Annotated in this window: 19 protein-coding genes; 3 read left to right on the top strand and 16 right to left on the bottom strand. The window is 36.7% G+C overall.

Translation table 11 applies throughout. The features are described from left to right. The first annotated feature begins 460 nt into the window (after window positions 1-460). A complete protein-coding gene (locus SGJ10_11235) occupies window positions 461-682 on the top strand; it encodes a DUF2795 domain-containing protein (protein ID MDZ4758691.1) in 222 nt (73 codons plus the stop codon). A gap of 215 nt (window positions 683-897) precedes the next feature. On the opposite strand, the gene arsC is transcribed toward SGJ10_11235, so the two are convergent. From arsC to SGJ10_11195, 8 genes are all read right to left on the bottom strand, one after another. After that, entirely contained in the window at window positions 898-1,242 is a 345-nt protein-coding gene (gene arsC / locus SGJ10_11230) for an arsenate reductase (glutaredoxin) (GenBank protein MDZ4758690.1), read from the bottom strand. 9 nt (window positions 1,243-1,251) lie between these two features. After that, window positions 1,252-2,112 carry a glucose-1-phosphate thymidylyltransferase RfbA gene (rfbA, locus tag SGJ10_11225; protein ID MDZ4758689.1) on the bottom strand — a complete coding sequence of 287 codons (861 nt, stop codon included), beginning with the start codon at window positions 2,110-2,112 and terminating at the stop codon, window positions 1,252-1,254. Window positions 2,113-2,304: 192 nt separating this feature from the next. Further along, window positions 2,305-2,856, bottom strand: coding sequence for a hypoxanthine phosphoribosyltransferase (gene hpt / locus SGJ10_11220; GenBank protein MDZ4758688.1), 552 nt, complete (start codon window positions 2,854-2,856; stop codon window positions 2,305-2,307). A 6-nt stretch (window positions 2,857-2,862) separates the two neighbouring features. Beyond that, window positions 2,863-4,182, bottom strand: coding sequence for a UDP-glucose/GDP-mannose dehydrogenase family protein (locus tag SGJ10_11215; protein ID MDZ4758687.1), 1,320 nt, complete (start codon window positions 4,180-4,182; stop codon window positions 2,863-2,865). 113 nt (window positions 4,183-4,295) lie between these two features. Next, complete coding sequence (locus SGJ10_11210; protein ID MDZ4758686.1) at window positions 4,296-5,411, bottom strand: DegT/DnrJ/EryC1/StrS family aminotransferase; 1,116 nt, start codon at window positions 5,409-5,411, stop codon at window positions 4,296-4,298. 183 nt (window positions 5,412-5,594) lie between these two features. Then, entirely contained in the window at window positions 5,595-6,056 is a 462-nt protein-coding gene (locus SGJ10_11205) for a hypothetical protein (protein MDZ4758685.1), read from the bottom strand. 88 nt (window positions 6,057-6,144) lie between these two features. Beyond that, window positions 6,145-6,600 (bottom strand): hypothetical protein, encoded by a 456-nt coding sequence (locus tag SGJ10_11200; protein ID MDZ4758684.1) that lies wholly within the window; start codon window positions 6,598-6,600, stop codon window positions 6,145-6,147. Window positions 6,601-6,662: 62 nt separating this feature from the next. After that, window positions 6,663-7,337 (bottom strand): VTT domain-containing protein, encoded by a 675-nt coding sequence (locus SGJ10_11195; GenBank protein MDZ4758683.1) that lies wholly within the window; start codon window positions 7,335-7,337, stop codon window positions 6,663-6,665. Window positions 7,338-7,494: 157 nt separating this feature from the next. Here SGJ10_11195 and SGJ10_11190 point away from each other — a divergent pair, with 157 nt between their 5' ends. After that, window positions 7,495-7,908: a hypothetical protein gene (locus SGJ10_11190; GenBank protein ID MDZ4758682.1), complete on the top strand. Its 414-nt coding sequence runs from the start codon at window positions 7,495-7,497 to the stop codon at window positions 7,906-7,908. Window positions 7,909-8,133: 225 nt separating this feature from the next. On the opposite strand, the gene SGJ10_11185 is transcribed toward SGJ10_11190, so the two are convergent. From SGJ10_11185 to SGJ10_11160, 6 genes are all read right to left on the bottom strand, one after another. Continuing rightward, window positions 8,134-9,249: a T9SS type A sorting domain-containing protein gene (locus SGJ10_11185; GenBank protein ID MDZ4758681.1), complete on the bottom strand. Its 1,116-nt coding sequence runs from the start codon at window positions 9,247-9,249 to the stop codon at window positions 8,134-8,136. A 51-nt stretch (window positions 9,250-9,300) separates the two neighbouring features. Then, window positions 9,301-9,831: a hypothetical protein gene (locus SGJ10_11180; GenBank protein MDZ4758680.1), complete on the bottom strand. Its 531-nt coding sequence runs from the start codon at window positions 9,829-9,831 to the stop codon at window positions 9,301-9,303. Next, the gene (locus tag SGJ10_11175) at window positions 9,780-10,631 is read right to left on the bottom strand and encodes a hypothetical protein (protein MDZ4758679.1); all 852 of its coding nucleotides are present in this window, start codon (window positions 10,629-10,631) and stop codon (window positions 9,780-9,782) included. Before SGJ10_11175 ends, SGJ10_11180 begins: the two co-directional genes overlap by 52 nt. 299 nt (window positions 10,632-10,930) lie before the next feature. Then, a complete protein-coding gene (locus tag SGJ10_11170) occupies window positions 10,931-12,346 on the bottom strand; it encodes a sugar transferase (protein ID MDZ4758678.1) in 1,416 nt (471 codons plus the stop codon). Next, window positions 12,343-13,203, bottom strand: a complete 861-nt coding sequence (locus SGJ10_11165; GenBank protein MDZ4758677.1) for a hypothetical protein — start codon at window positions 13,201-13,203, stop codon at window positions 12,343-12,345. The genes SGJ10_11170 and SGJ10_11165 overlap by 4 nt, the downstream gene beginning before the upstream one ends. Window positions 13,204-13,268: 65 nt before the next feature. Next, window positions 13,269-13,787: a T9SS type A sorting domain-containing protein gene (locus tag SGJ10_11160; protein ID MDZ4758676.1), complete on the bottom strand. Its 519-nt coding sequence runs from the start codon at window positions 13,785-13,787 to the stop codon at window positions 13,269-13,271. 78 nt (window positions 13,788-13,865) lie between these two features. Between SGJ10_11160 and SGJ10_11155 the strand changes: the two genes are divergently transcribed. Beyond that, window positions 13,866-14,276: a 6-carboxytetrahydropterin synthase gene (locus SGJ10_11155; GenBank protein ID MDZ4758675.1), complete on the top strand. Its 411-nt coding sequence runs from the start codon at window positions 13,866-13,868 to the stop codon at window positions 14,274-14,276. Window positions 14,277-14,327: 51 nt separating this feature from the next. Here SGJ10_11155 and SGJ10_11150 read toward each other — a convergent pair whose 3' ends face one another. Together SGJ10_11150 and SGJ10_11145 are read right to left on the bottom strand one after the other, a co-directional pair. After that, window positions 14,328-14,459 carry a T9SS type A sorting domain-containing protein gene (locus SGJ10_11150; GenBank protein ID MDZ4758674.1) on the bottom strand — a complete coding sequence of 44 codons (132 nt, stop codon included), beginning with the start codon at window positions 14,457-14,459 and terminating at the stop codon, window positions 14,328-14,330. Window positions 14,460-14,476: 17 nt separating this feature from the next. Further along, window positions 14,477-15,071, bottom strand: a 595-nt coding sequence (locus tag SGJ10_11145) for a hypothetical protein (GenBank protein MDZ4758673.1), incomplete at its 5' end; no start/stop codon positions are given.

Below are 15,071 nucleotides of genomic sequence, written 5' to 3'. Positions count from 1 at the left end.
TAATTGAATAAATATGATATCTTAGCATACTCTTCGTGAGTCAGAGACTCACAATATAAAACTCACAAGTTACGCTTCGCTAAACTTGCGAGGGCAGAGTATAGTCTTTTTACCAAAAGTTCGTTCCTATGGAACTAGAATATCTTTATAAAAACCCCAGCGGAGTGGCCTTTTGGTAAATAAAATAGTCCCTATTGTGCCACTCCTGTAGGGATGTCCTTTTTGACTTATTATGAAAAAAAATCGGATTAATCCGACATTTTTTCAGTCGACCCAAACCCCCATAAAATAAATTCCCACCCCAAACCTCCCGATAAATACTCTCCACACCCCATGTTATTATTCTATTTGCCTGACATACAGCTTTTAAAATCTATTTTAAAAAAGATTTTTTTTTGTTGCTTGTAATTTCAAAAAAAAAGATAATTTCGCGGGAAATTTAAGAAGGAGACAAAAGACTATGTATTGGACACTCGAGTTAGCATCATATCTGGACGACGCACCATGGCCAGCAACAAAAGACGAATTAATTGACTACGCCATTCGCAGCGGAGCACCATTGGAAGCAATTGAAAATTTGCAAGAACTGGAAGATGATGGGGAACCTTTTGAAAGTATGGAAGAAGTGTGGCCCGATTACCCGTCGGACGATGATTACTTCTATAATGCCGACGAACTATAATAAACTTTAGTATAATATTTTTTGTAGAAGCCACTTAACCTGTGGCTTTTTTTGTGTTCTTTCGTCATTCTGTGTCTTGCCATTCCTAATTTCATAATGATTGTGCTCTTTTAAGACAAGACGAAGAATCTGTTGGTTTCGAAGGTATGTTTTTCAATGCCAACAGATCCTTCCCAGTCCCGAATGCTTTCGGGGTGCTCAGGATGACATTAGTATTATAATAATTCCAAAATTAATTCTGGGGGTCTTGCAATAACAGCTTTTTTTCCTACAACCACAATTGGTCTTTCTATTAGGATAGGATTTGCTATCATCAGCTCTATTAGCTTCTCATCCGTAAGCTTTATATTTTTATATTTTTTGAATGCATCTTCATCCTTTCGAATGAGGTCAATAGGTTTCATTCCCAACATTTTTAATAAGGATTTGAGTTTGGTTTTGGTAGGAGGTTTCTTTATATATTCTACTGTTTCAAATTCTAATTTATTTTCATTAAGCACGGTGCAAGCTCCACGACTTTTGCTGCAACGCGGATTATGATACACCGTAATTTTTTCCATAATATATAATTATTTGAGCAAGCCTAATAAATAGCTTCCATATCCACTTTTTACTAAAGGTGCTGCAGCAGCCTTTAGTTGCTCATCATCGATAAAGCCCATACGCCAAGCAACTTCCTCAATACATCCAATTTTCAAACCTTGTCTTTCTTCTATTACTTGCACATATTGTCCTGCCTGCATGAGGCTGGCAAAAGTTCCTGTATCCAACCAAGCAGTGCCACGACTTAATATACCTACTTTTAATTTTCCTTGCTTTAAATATTCTTTATTTACATCGGTAATTTCGTATTCTCCACGTGGAGATGGTTTCAAATCTTTTGAAATTTGCACCACCTTATTATCATAAAAGTATAGACCCGGAACTGCATAATTTGATTTGGGTTGTGCAGGTTTTTCTTCGATAGAAATCGCATTGTTATCTTTGTCAAACTCAACTACACCATAGCGTTCGGGATCGCTCACATGGTACGCAAACACCACACCACCATCGGGATTATTACAACTTTTTAATAAGCCTTCTATACCCGTTCCATAAAATATATTATCGCCCAATACCAATGCAACAGAATCATTACCAATAAATTTTTCACCTATTACAAATGCTTGTGCAAGTCCGTTTGGAATGGCTTGCTCGGCATATTCGAAATTGCAACCCAAATTCGCACCATCACCCAAAAGTTTTTTGAAATGTGGCAAATCGTGTGGCGTCGAAATAATTAATATATCTTTTATGCCAGCCATCATCAACACACTCAAAGGATAGTATATCATCGGCTTATCATATACCGGCATCAACTGTTTGCTCATGGCCAATGTAAGTGGGTGCAAGCGTGTGCCGCTTCCTCCTGCTAGTATAATTCCTTTCATAATTTTTTTAGTAGTCAGTAAACAGTGTCAGTGGTCAGTGCCATACTGCAACTGTTTTTCTGGCATTATATACTGTTTTATTTTTTTCATTTTTTCATTTTTAGGGGCAAGGAGTAAGGGATAAGGGCCATACGGCGGATGACACCTTGAGCATTCACGATAATTATCGGGACGAAAGGCGACGTCAGTTCCTTACTCCTTATCCCTTACCCCTTTCTCCTTATATATATGTCTCAAATTCCTTCCATAACCATCATAGTCCAAACCATAACCCACTACAAATTCTTGAGTAATGTCGAAGCAAGCTATATCGGGAATGATGGGGTATTGCAAACTTTCTTTTTTATATAATAGCGTTACCACAAAAATACTTGCAGGATTTTGTTTGTTTAATTCCTCTAGCAAATATTTCATGGTGAGACCCGTGTCTATAATATCTTCGAGTATGATAATATGTTTGCCTGCCAAATTATCACTTAATCCCAACAAGCTTTTTACTTGTCCGCTACTGCTATCACCTTGGTATGAAGCCACTTTAATAAATTGAACGGAGCTTTTAATATTGACATTTTTGAGCAAATCGGCAGTGAACATAAAAGAGCCATTGAGTATAGGAAGGAACACGGGATCAAGATGTTCGAATTTATAGCTAATTTCTTTCGCTATTTCCATCACTCTGTCTTTTATACTTTCGTATCGTATAAATAATTCAAAAGTGCGGCCTTCGATGTGGACTTGCTCCATATATATTTATTGAATACCGATACAATAATAATTATAACCTGCTGCTTTCATTTCAGCACTATCATATATGTTTCTTCCATCAAAAATTACCTTGGATTTCATTTTCGACTCTATCATATCCATATCAGGATTTCTAAACTCGGGCCATTCTGTTATAATCAATAATGCATCTGCACCTTCGAGTGCTTTATAAGGATCATCTTCATAAGTAATTCTGTCGCCTAAATGATGTTTCTTGCATTCCTCTGCTGCTACAGGGTCGTAGGCTGTTACAGCAGCTCCTTGTTCTAATAATTTCTCTATAATAACCACTGAAGGTGCTTCACGCATATCATCAGTTTTTGGTTTGAATGATAATCCCCAAACGGCAAGTTTCAAACCTGAAATATGGTTATTATAATGTTTCATTACTTTGTCAAATAATATAGATTTTTGTTTTTCATTCACTGCTTCTACAGCTTTCAAAACTTGTAAACTATAATTATTATCTTGTGCAGTTTTTATCAATGCTTTTACATCTTTTGGGAAACAAGATCCACCATATCCAATTCCTGGATATATAAATTTATTTCCGATACGCGTATCACTACCAATTCCCTTACGAACCATATTCACGTCAGCACCAACAATTTCGCATAGGTTTGCGATATCATTCATAAAACTAATTTTTGTAGCAAGCATACTATTGGCGGCATACTTCGTCATCTCGGCACTGGGTATATCCATTACAAAAATGGGGTGTCCATTTACTGTGAAAGGTTTATATAGCTTTTTCATCGTCTCTTCGGCCTTGCCACTTTCCACACCCACCACTATTCTATCTGGTTTCAGGAAATCTTCAATAGCCGCACCTTCTTTCAAAAACTCAGGATTACTAGCCACATCAAAAGTTAAATCCGAATTGCGTTTTTCCAATTCTGCAGCAACTGCTGCTTTTACTTTTTGGCCTGTGGTAACTGGCACTGTACTTTTGGTAACTACTACCATATAATGGTTCATGTTTCTACCAATCTCAGCAGCTACGCCTAATACATATTTTAGGTCTGCACTACCGTCTTCGCCAGGAGGAGTTCCTACAGCAATAAATGCACAATCGGCACCTTGTATACTCTCGGGAAGGTTGGTGCTAAAATGCAAACGGTTTTTGGCCACATTGCGTTCCACCATTTCCTCAAGTCCAGGTTCGTATATAGGCAATATACCCTTTTTTAAGTTTTCAATTTTGTTTGTATCAATGTCTATGCATACTACATCAATACCTACTTCGGCAAAACAGGCACCTGTTACAAGGCCTACATATCCGGTTCCTACTACAGCAATTTTCATTTTTATATTTATATTTTATATTTTGTTTGTCACATTGAGATTGTCGAAATGTTGTCTTCGATAGACTCAGACTGACAACTGTCATCCTATCCGCCGCGGTGGATATCGAAGGATTAGAATTTGTAATTTAGTAATGTATTTGTTATATATGATAATTGTTCTTCACTCAATTCACTATGTATAGGCAATGATAAAACACAATTACATAGTTGCTCAGTAACAGGAAAACTACCTTCTTGTATATATGCTTTTTGTTGGTTCAAAGGCACAGGGTAATATATCATAGCGGGAATTTGATTTTCTTCCAAATAACTTTTCAATGCATTGCGATCAACGCCACAAAGCTGTAAAGTATATTGATGGAAAACATGCGTACTCTTGGAGGCTCTGTGAGGGGTTTTTATATTTGGATGGTTGGCAAAAGCTTTATCATAATAGTCAGCAGCATTTCTGCGTGAAGTATTATAGTCATCTAAATGTTTTAATTTTATATCTAAAATAGCCGCTTGCATGGTGTCGAGTCTGGAATTCACCCCTATCTCGTCGTGATAATATAATCTGCTCTGCCCATGATTACATATCATTCGGGCTTTTGCAGCAAGCTCATCATCATTGGTAAATATAGCACCACCATCGCCGAAGCACCCTAAGTTTTTAGAAGGGAAAAATGAAGTAGCCCCCATATTGCCCATCGTTCCTGCCTTGCTTTTGTTACCGTCAGTAAATGTATAATCGGAACCGATGGCCTGGGCCGTATCTTCTATAATATATAAGTTGTGTTTTTTAGCGATGTTGATAATGGCTTCCATATCGGCACATTGTCCAAATAAATGTATAGGAACAATAGCTTTTGTTTTTGGAGTGATAGCTGCTTCAATTTTTGCAGGGTCGATATTAAAAGTTATCGGATCCACGTCCACCAAAATGGGTTTCAGTCCTAGCAAAGCTATTACCTCGGCAGTAGCTACATAAGTAAAGCATGCAGTGATCACTTCGTCTCCTGGTTTTAAACCCAAAGCCATCATACATACTTGCAACGCATCTGTACCATTTGCACAGGGAACAACATGTTTAACGTGCAAATAATTTTCAAGGTTAGCCTGAAATTGTTTCACTTCGGGACCATTAATGAAAGCCGCACGTTCCATAATGTCGAGCAAAGCCTGGTCTATTTCGGGCTTTATCTTTTGGTATTGGCCAATTAAATCGACCATACGAATGGGTGCTATAGCTGTCTGCATTTTGCCGCAAATATAGGCAAGGAAAAGATATGATAACGCTATTGTCGAAACGGCGAACCGGGTTTTCGATGAACGATACTTGGCGGTGGCGAATCGTATTATTGTCTCCGATTACGGGTTCGTCCTACAAAGCTTCAATTCATTATGTTTCATTCACCAATTCCGAAAAAATTATTTCCTCGCCAAGGCAACTTTATTAATATCATCCACCAAAAGCTTGGATTTCTCCTCATAAATCAAATTTCGCACACCGCTCAGACTCACAGTATTTGCATATAAGGTCCATTTGCCTTTTTGTTCAGGCGATTTTTGCGTCCCCATATTACTTGTGGTAGTTGCAGTGGCAATAAAATCCCCACTTTTCATTAACTGCACCGTGATGGTAGCCGACACAAGGTCTGCTCCATTTCGTTGTGTTTGGGTTTGTTCCCAAGTGCCTACCAAGTCGGCCATACTTAGTTTATTTGCCGGAGCAGTCTTCTCAGTTTTGTTAGCAGGATTGCTATCATTGGTTGCTACAATTTTTTGCTCATTCACAGTTGCAGATTGACTGCTATCGGCAACAGGTTTGGGTTTATCGCCGCATGCTGTAAATATCAATAACGATGCAGGAATGATGAGTAATTTTTTCATTTTTGAGGATTTAGGTGTCAGTCCGCAGCCAGCGGATGAGATTTGAGGATCGTATTTGAGGCACTACTATTATATGCAATATGCAATTTTATTTTCTCACCAATGAAACATGCTCAGCCACATTCACTAAGGTTTTGGTATCCTCGTCATATTCTAACTTGGCAATCCCTCCCAGATTTACTGTTTTATCATTCAAACTCCATTTACCACTTTGGCTCAACGATGGCATTGTGACACCCATTGGGTTCATATTGGTGGCAGTACTAACAGTGTGCGTAAAATTACCATTGGCATTTAAAATAATGGAAAGTGTGCCCGATGCTTGAACACCTTGGTTTTGGGCAGATTCGGTTTGTTGCCAAGTGCCTACCAAATCCTCCATCGTTAATTTTTTGGCCTCAACTTTTTCTTCGCTTTTGTTCTCTGGTTTCCCTTCGTCTTTACTTGTTGAAACAGAATCTTTCTTGTCTTCTTTGTTTTCTGTTTTGTTGCCACAAGAGGCAAATAATGCGAGGGCTACTGATAGAATTAAAATATTTTTCATAAATTTTGAGTATTAATGTTTCTGCAAATGTATTATTTTATTGGGTACTTACAAATCTAAAATTACTTAGCTTTCCGCGAACGAATAAAACCCAAAACTACGGGCAATACACTCACTGCTATAATGGCCAAAACGATATGGTCGAAATGGGCTTTCACAAATTCATTGCTACTCAAGAAATAGCCAGCCAACGACATGGAACTTACCCATAGCACCGCACCTATAATACAAAAAGTCATATACCGTGAGTACTGCATATTACCCACACCCGCTACAAAGGGAGCAAAGGTGCGAACTATAGGAATAAAACGTGCCATAATAATGGTTTTGCCACCATGCTTTTCATAATATTTATGAGTACGGTCTAGGTAATCTTTTCTTATGGTGAATACACCAAACAGTTTTGCACCTTCTCCTTTTTTGGCCAAAAATTTCCCGATGAAATAATTCACATTATCGCCCAATATAGCGGCTATTATTAGTAGCAAAATGAGCAACCAAATATTAAGTGCGGCAGTACTCGCTATTACCATGCCCGAGGCAAATAATAAAGAATCGCCAGGTAGAAACGGGGTGACTACCAATCCTGTTTCGCAAAATATAATGAGCATCAATAGTGCATAGGTGAGCTTTTGGTGGGCAGTAATAAAATGTTCAATGGCACAACGCAGGTCGCAATTATCGCTCTGCGAGAAAACTTCTTTTATAAAAGTGAGAATGTCGCTAAATAATTCCATGGGGTATAAATTAGCTGCAAGAATAAGGGTTTTTTTGGTAATTTTTATATTCCTTTTAAATACAATATGAACATAATGTTTCCCAGTTAAAACATTGTGCATAAATAAAAACTACAATAGTCATTTATTCCCTATTAGTTTAAAAAAATAAATTTATATGAAATTAAAAAAATTACCTATCATAGCTTTTGCTATTACCATCTTTGCCACATCTTGCGGGTCTATAAATTTCGGGACTAAAAAATTTGAATGCAGAAATGATTTATTAAAAGCTACAACTAAGCAAAAAGTAGTTGTTGTTTCTCCAATTGAATCTCAAATTGTCACTGAGAAAAGCACGGTAAAGGAAAAGGTAATTCATCCTAAACCTAATATAGGACAAAGTGGTTCCATATCGGCACCAGACTCCAAAGTTATCTTAACTAAAAAGCAATCCCCTTCAAAAGTTAAGGAAGCTCGTAAAGTGATTAAAAGCTTGCCCGAACAATACAAAAATACTACATTAAAACCAACTTCAAATGTTACGAAAATACTTCTAATAACGATAATGGCACCGACGACACTTCACTGATATTATTGTATATTTTGTGTGTGTTCCTTCCTCCATTAGCAGTAGGTATCGCAACTGATTGGAAAACCACTCCAGTAGTAGTTAATATTTTACTTTTTATTTTTACTTTGTGGATCGGTGCTGTAATTCACGCTGTATATATAGTAAACAGAGAAAAAGGAGGTAAAAAATAATATTACTATACGAATTTAAAAAAGCCATCACTCAAAATAAGTGATGGCTTTTTTATTCCACCAATATCTTAACCCTTTCACCTCCTACACAAAGAATATATATACCTTTCGACAAATGCCCGAGACTAACTTTATAGGCTTGTGTTCCATTTTGTAAAATAGTATAATATACTTTTTGACCCATAATATTATATATATTCAATGAAGTTTTTGAAACAAGGACTTCACTAAATTGTATATAGAAATTTCGATCAGAAGGATTGGGGAAAATGTTCATCCCTGATATCTGATTTACTATATTAATTCCACTGGTAATCGTAATATTTAAACTACTGGCATCATAACAGTTTGAATATACTGAAATATTTCCTGTGTTAGCAGTATCCCATAGCAATTGAACCTGATTCGTCCCTTGTCCACTTATAATAGTGCCGCCCGCTACTGTCCATACAAAACCAAAAGCGTTGCTGCTTGCAGAATAAGTAAGGGTATCATGCATATATACATTTGAGTTGCCCGAAATATTTCCCAATGATTTAAGATTGTTTACTGTGAGTACAAGCGTTATGATAGAATCGCAGCCACCACTAGTTTTTAAAGTATCGGTATAATTTCCTGTATTTGAAATATTTTTCCCATTAAAATTATATATACTTCCTTTACATATAGTGTCTACTACTAAGCCATAAATATAATTGCCCGAAATTAAATTCAGCACAGTAACAGAATCGCAACCTATATAATTGGTGGTAGAATCATAATAATATCCTTGCTTCAAAATATTTTTCCCATTGAAGTAATAGCTATATCCAGGACAGATGGAAACAATAATGGTATCAATACTTGCAGGCAATACACTCAAACTTAAATTTACGATAGAATCACACCCGTTTGCAGTTTTTACCGTGTCGGCATAATTTCCCGCATTGGTAATATTTTGGCCATTAAAATTATAACTATTTCCTTGGCAAACTTTATCCTGTATATTACTATAACTGTAGGATCCTACATTTAATTGAAAAAATATAATAGAATCGCAACCAATATCGTTGGTGGTAGTATCATAATAATATCCTGCATTTGAAATTTGTTCCCCATTGAAATTATAATTCGACCCGGGGCAAATCGTGGCGGTAAGGGAATCGTAGCTGCTCGTTAAAATACTCAAGCTTAATTGCACAATGGAATCGCAACCTGATGCAGCTTTAAGTGTATCTGTTTAATTTCCTGCGGTTGTCAGCAATTTTCCATTGAAATTATAATCGTGGTTGGGGCAAAAATTTGCTGAAAAATAACTTGCACTTGGAGTGTCGACACTTAAATTGAGTGTTTCAATAATAGATGAATTCACATTGCAGGGGCCACTTGCAACAGTATCAATATAAGTTGCTGCCGAATCTAATTGTTTTCCATTGAAATTATAATAACTCCCTTTGCATATAGTAGCATTGATGGTATTGTCTTTTAAGGAGTCCACATATATAAGAAATGTTTTCGATGCATAATTACAGTTCTTATCTAAAAGCTCCACAGAAAGCAAATAAGGACTACTGCTAATCTGACTACAGGAGGGTGTCCAACAAAATTGTTGCGATACAATGCTATCGTCTATTTTGCTTGCAAATGTTCCGTATGACGATTGGCCTCCATATATGGAATCGAGCATTATCCCACTGCCCGAAATGGTGATAGAATCACCTAAAGAATCAATCCCTGAAATATTAAAGCAATTGTTTTTTCCTGCGTACATAGTTTTGGTAGTGGTGCCACCATAATTTGCAAAAACAGGAGGATAATAGTTGGATATAGCTTGTGCAATAAATTGTAATCTCTTCTTGTTTCGCCCATAAATACAGGCGATTGATTTGGCGTAGTTCTATATTCATCAATTTGTATAGTTACGACATATTTATTCGAACTTGGTGCGTACAAAGTTATCTTGCCAGTAACAGAATCGATCGATATAGAACCATTGGAACCAAAAGGTTTTGTAGCAGAATAACCGCTGGCCCAATCGCAAAGTATACTACTCAAAGGTGGCTGCACTGCATACCCTGAACCAGGTGTTCCTGAGGTTGATCCATAAGGTGTAACGAAACTATATACTAGTGAATCTCCATCAGCGTCAAAAATATTATTGGCCAAAATCATTTTTTTGTTAGTAGCTAAAATATTTTGTAGTCTATTTCCTAATTTGGGCGAACTATTAATATAAGTGTTTGGTGATGGTATATTTATTTGCCATCCCATACTTTTTTTGTCATTGCTTTGTGTAACACCCAAATCAAGATTTATAATAGCGTTGTTCCTTTGACTTGCTCCGCAAGTGAAAATTTGACCATAAGTTTGGTTAGCCGACAAACTCACAGTATCAATATAGGTTGCTTGCTCTATACAATTACCCGATGAATTGCATGGTGTTATATCGACAGGTTTACCTGTCATATATACCTGACGTGTGCCAATCGATGAATAATTGGTCGCTTTATATAATCCTACAGTGATAGGATTTGCAAAACCTGCTGCTGACTTACAATCTCTGTAAATCACCAGTTTTGTTTCGTAATATACCGCGTTGTTCGAAGAGAATAATAACGATAAGTGTATTCGCTTCCTGTAATGTGTGAGGCTCAAGCAACGGGACTAATGACCAAAAATAAGAAGGTGGCCAAAAACAAGGTTATAGAATTAAGTAAATTGTGCTTCATTGCACAAATATAAAACCTAAATAATAAAAAATAAGTTTTTTTTGGTATGCGTATACTGCGTATTTAACTTTCCAAAAGTTCCAAACTTTTGGAAAGTTAAATACGCTACACCAAAAATCTTTATTCTTAAATCTTTTTTAATTATTTCCCTCTCCCTCCAAATACTACCACTATAGTATAAAACATAATCCTAAAATCTAAAGCTAGGCTCATGTTTTCGATATAAATCGTATCGAATTTTAGTCGTTCAATCATTTGATCCACATTCTCAGCATAGCCATATTTCACTTGGCCCCAACTGGTAATGCCTGGTCTTACTTTTAATAAATGATTATAATGAGGAGCTATTTGTAATATTTGGTCAATAAAAAATTGTCTTTCAGGTCGCGGCCCTACCAAACTCATTTCACCTATTAATACATTCCAAAACTGTGGTAGTTCATCCAATCTGTATTTGCGTAAGTATTTACCAAGCCTTGTGCGGCGGTCGTCTCCGCTACTCGAAAGTTGTGGTGTGCCTTTTTCGGAACCTACTTTCATGGTACGGTATTTATATATAAAAAAGGGTTTATTGCCACGGCCAATTCTTTCCTGCTTATAAAATATGGGCCCTTTAGAATCGAGTTTGACTAAAATAGCAAGTATAATATATAAGGGACTAAACAATAATAATATAATCAATGAAACTGCCATATCCATTTGCCTTTTCACCACTACTTGCCAGGGTGGCATTATCTCTCGTGATACCTCTATAAGCGGTGCCCCAAACAAGTGAGACATCTTAACCGATCCTGTAAGTATATCATACATATCGGGTAGGATTTTGATTACTACATCTTCGTCATCGAGCTTGTTTAAAATTTTATTGAGTAAAAAATGTTCGCTGGTTTCTATGGCTATAATAATCTCCTCTATATTTTTTTGTTTGATAATGGTGATGATATTATCCATATTGCCCAGATAGGGGAGAACACCGCCCATGGCCGTGTTTCCGTTTTCGTTGGCTTGTATATACCCCCTGAAAAAGTATCCTTGAGAAAGTTTTTCGCCTTCCAATTCATTATATAATGACAAGGCTTTTTGTTTCGAACCTACTATTAAAGTATTAAAGCCTATTCTGCGGCGTCTTACTAATTTAACTGTTTGTGTAGTGATGATTAATCGGCCTATAACAGATAGGATAAAATGCAATAAAAACAAGGTGCCAACAGTTTTATAATAAGTTTTATAAGATGATACTTCATCATCTAAAAGTAAGGTAAAGAACAAAACCAAAACACCAAACAGGGAAGTATTAAAGGTGCGTATAATATCACGCAAGCGGGTGTGTCGATAGGGCTCCCTGTATGCCCCAGCCGACCAATATAATAATAGCCAAAAAACAGGAATTAGTACCAATGCGATATAAAATTGTGAGTCGAAATGGAGGCCAATATCATAACCATATTTTTCGGGTTCAATATAATATTTTCTGAAAATAAAGAACAAGATCCACGCACCCACAGCGGCAATACCATCTGCAATTAAATATTTAAGGGTTTGTAGTTTTTTGTTCAACGGTATATCAGTTTAATATTGTCCAACATGATTACACGGGTCTGGTCGGCATCGTTCATAGCATTGAAGTACATAGAAAAAGTAGTTGGCCCTTGGCTATTGAGTTTGCTCGATATTTCTTCGCTCAAATATATATATATTTTTTTCCAAACAGTACTGGGATTAATAGTTACCACTGAAGCATATTTATTGACTCCATTGATAGAGTTATCATAAAAGCTAACAATTAATGGTAGGTCGGTTTTATAATTAAGCTCCATATATATGTCCCTTCCATTGCCAGGCAAGGTGAAAGGTGTTTTAGAAGCATATTCAAATATTTCATTCTTCTTGGTAAGTACTATTCTTCCGCTGTGCCCACCTTTATAGGTAATATTGGTATCGGTACATATTTGCAGCGAATCGTATGTTTGGTTGAAACTCGTTTTCTTTAAGGTCGTATTAGAAGTTTCAAAATTTTCGAGCCAAGTATAAGTAAGGTTTGGAATATAAGTTATCTGTGGTGTGAAAGTAGTTGTTTTGGTCGCTTCCAATTGCAGCACCGTATCCACATAGGTATAAAAGGGGTAATAGGTCCTTTCGTTAGCAGTTCCATTTTTTTTTATCCCTGGGCGAAATGCGACTTTCACACTCCCATTTTCTATAACAGGAACAGCACACGGCAATTCATATATGCCTTGTAATTGCCCGTTGGCATATAACCACACATCGGTAATATTTGAAGCACTGCTTCCCTGTGTAGCTCCATCGGTAGTAACTATAAAAGGTTCCACATGCACGTAAGAAGGCACTGTGGCCTTTTTGGCACAGCCACTATATAATAAAATAGCTAGGGATAAAAGATAGATATACTTCATTTAGAATTTGCAAAAATAAGACGCTTACACTATATAACGTAGAAAAAGACTAGTGGGTTGCATCTTTACTGCGAGCCAGCTATCACCAGTTTCTGAAATTTTTCTTCATTATTTCTGTTCACAATGGTAAGGTACATTCCACTTTCTAGGTACGATAAATCGGGCAAGTCATATACTTCTTGTTGGGCTGGGGTTTGTATATAAAACCTATAACGTATGCGGCCAAAAACATCCATCACATAAAAGGTGGCTGTATTGTTTTCTATTTGTTTGAACTTGATAAATAATTTAAAAATAGTTCCGTTAGGAAATAGTGGATTGGGATAAAAGAAGTAAGCAAAATTATCGCATACACCATCCTGCCATATTGTAGCGTATACACCATATTGACGCTCGGCCACACAACTGCTAAAATAGGTTTTGCCACAAGCACATACAGGCAGAAACGAAAAAGCACTGTGGTCGCAACCCTGATAATAGGGATCCATGCGGGTGGAATCAACACAGCCTGGTGTACTCTGACTGCACGCTGCAATGGGAGCTAACAGTAGGGATATATATAGGATGATTCTATGCGACAACATTTTTTAGGAATTGCAAAATTAAGGCAATTCGCAAGCCAAAATGAACTTAAATTTGCAGTATTATTTATGGCATCAAACATTGTATATATTACCCGCAAAGAGCATTTCAATGCGGCACACCGTTTACACAGACCCGACTGGAGCGATGAGCAGAACGAAACAGTATTTGGCCGCTGTGCCAACAAAAACTGGCATGGGCATAATTTCGATTTATATGTAACTGTGAAGGGAGTACCCAATCCCGATACCGGTTTTTTGTTCGATTTAAAAAAGTTGAAAGTACTCATTGTCGCAGAAGTAACAGACCACCTCGACCATAAAAACCTGAACCTCGATGTGCCATTTCTAACAGGTGTGCTTCCCAGTATCGAAAATATAGCGATGGCTATTTGGGCCCGTTTAGAACCTCATATCAATACAGAAAATTGTAGTTTACATTGCGTGAAATTATACGAAACTCCTAATAATTATGTGGAGTATTTTGGGTAATTTGTAGCATTACCATTTGGAAAGTTGCAAACTTTCCAAATGGTGAACATATTACTCTGTCACAACCTTAATCATTTCACTCCCCACAGAAAGTACATATAATCCCTTCGGTAAACCTCCCACATTTATACTATATCTATTCTCTCCATTCGTAGCAGTATTATACACTTTTTTGCCTAGCATATCATAAAGTGCGATGCTCAAGTGCTGATGGTTGGTGGTCTCGAAAGCATTCGGGACAACCATCCATCCGCATCCACCACCTGCACATTATACCTGCCTGTGGGCGGGTGTATAAGGGAGGAACCAGTATTATATAATATATTGTGTTTGTACCAAGTATAAGATACGATAGGTCTAGTTGCTATAACATATAAACTGTCTTTTGCTTTTTTGATATTGGCAAACAGTTGTGGCAGAAAACTTATTTTTACCGTATTACTTGTTGCACCGCAGCCATATTTATTAATAGCACTCACATAGTAATTGTTTGCGGTATCTACTTTTATACTGGGTGTATTTACTAATCCTGCATTCCATTTAAAAGTAATGAGTGGTGGATAGTTTATATCTCGCTGGATAGCAGTAAGTATAAAACTATCTCCAAAACATAATGGGTTTTGTGCTGGATTATCAATATATACCACAGGTTGTGGCAATATGCGAAACACGTTCATTTTATATAATGAATCTACACAACCTTGTTTGGTAATATATATAAGTTTGGCATTATAATAACCTGTATCTTGAACTATTAATTTAAGTTTGTTGGTGCTCACCGTATCATATTGTTTT

The organism is Bacteroidota bacterium (assembly GCA_034439655.1).
Taxonomy (GTDB): domain Bacteria; phylum Bacteroidota; class Bacteroidia; order UKL13-3; family UKL13-3; genus CANJUD01.
Note: the sequence above shows the minus strand (reverse complement) of the source record. Positions and strands in the feature narration are given on the sequence as shown.

Coding starts and splice junctions, on each gene's coding strand:
- SGJ10_11235 (MDZ4758691.1), top strand. CDS start 461: ATGTATTGGACACTCGAGTTAGCATCATATCTGGACGACGCACCATGG.
- arsC (MDZ4758690.1), bottom strand. CDS start 1,242: ATGGAAAAAATTACGGTGTATCATAATCCGCGTTGCAGCAAAAGTCGT.
- rfbA (MDZ4758689.1), bottom strand. CDS start 2,112: ATGAAAGGAATTATACTAGCAGGAGGAAGCGGCACACGCTTGCACCCA.
- hpt (MDZ4758688.1), bottom strand. CDS start 2,856: ATGGAGCAAGTCCACATCGAAGGCCGCACTTTTGAATTATTTATACGA.
- SGJ10_11215 (MDZ4758687.1), bottom strand. CDS start 4,182: ATGAAAATTGCTGTAGTAGGAACCGGATATGTAGGCCTTGTAACAGGT.
- SGJ10_11205 (MDZ4758685.1), bottom strand. CDS start 6,056: ATGAAAAAATTACTCATCATTCCTGCATCGTTATTGATATTTACAGCA.
- SGJ10_11200 (MDZ4758684.1), bottom strand. CDS start 6,600: ATGAAAAATATTTTAATTCTATCAGTAGCCCTCGCATTATTTGCCTCT.
- SGJ10_11195 (MDZ4758683.1), bottom strand. CDS start 7,337: ATGGAATTATTTAGCGACATTCTCACTTTTATAAAAGAAGTTTTCTCG.
- SGJ10_11190 (MDZ4758682.1), top strand. CDS start 7,495: ATGAAATTAAAAAAATTACCTATCATAGCTTTTGCTATTACCATCTTT.
- SGJ10_11180 (MDZ4758680.1), bottom strand. CDS start 9,831: ATGTACGCAGGAAAAAACAATTGCTTTAATATTTCAGGGATTGATTCT.
- SGJ10_11165 (MDZ4758677.1), bottom strand. CDS start 13,203: ATGAAGTATATCTATCTTTTATCCCTAGCTATTTTATTATATAGTGGC.
- SGJ10_11160 (MDZ4758676.1), bottom strand. CDS start 13,787: ATGTTGTCGCATAGAATCATCCTATATATATCCCTACTGTTAGCTCCC.
- SGJ10_11150 (MDZ4758674.1), bottom strand. CDS start 14,459: ATGCTAGGCAAAAAAGTGTATAATACTGCTACGAATGGAGAGAATAGA.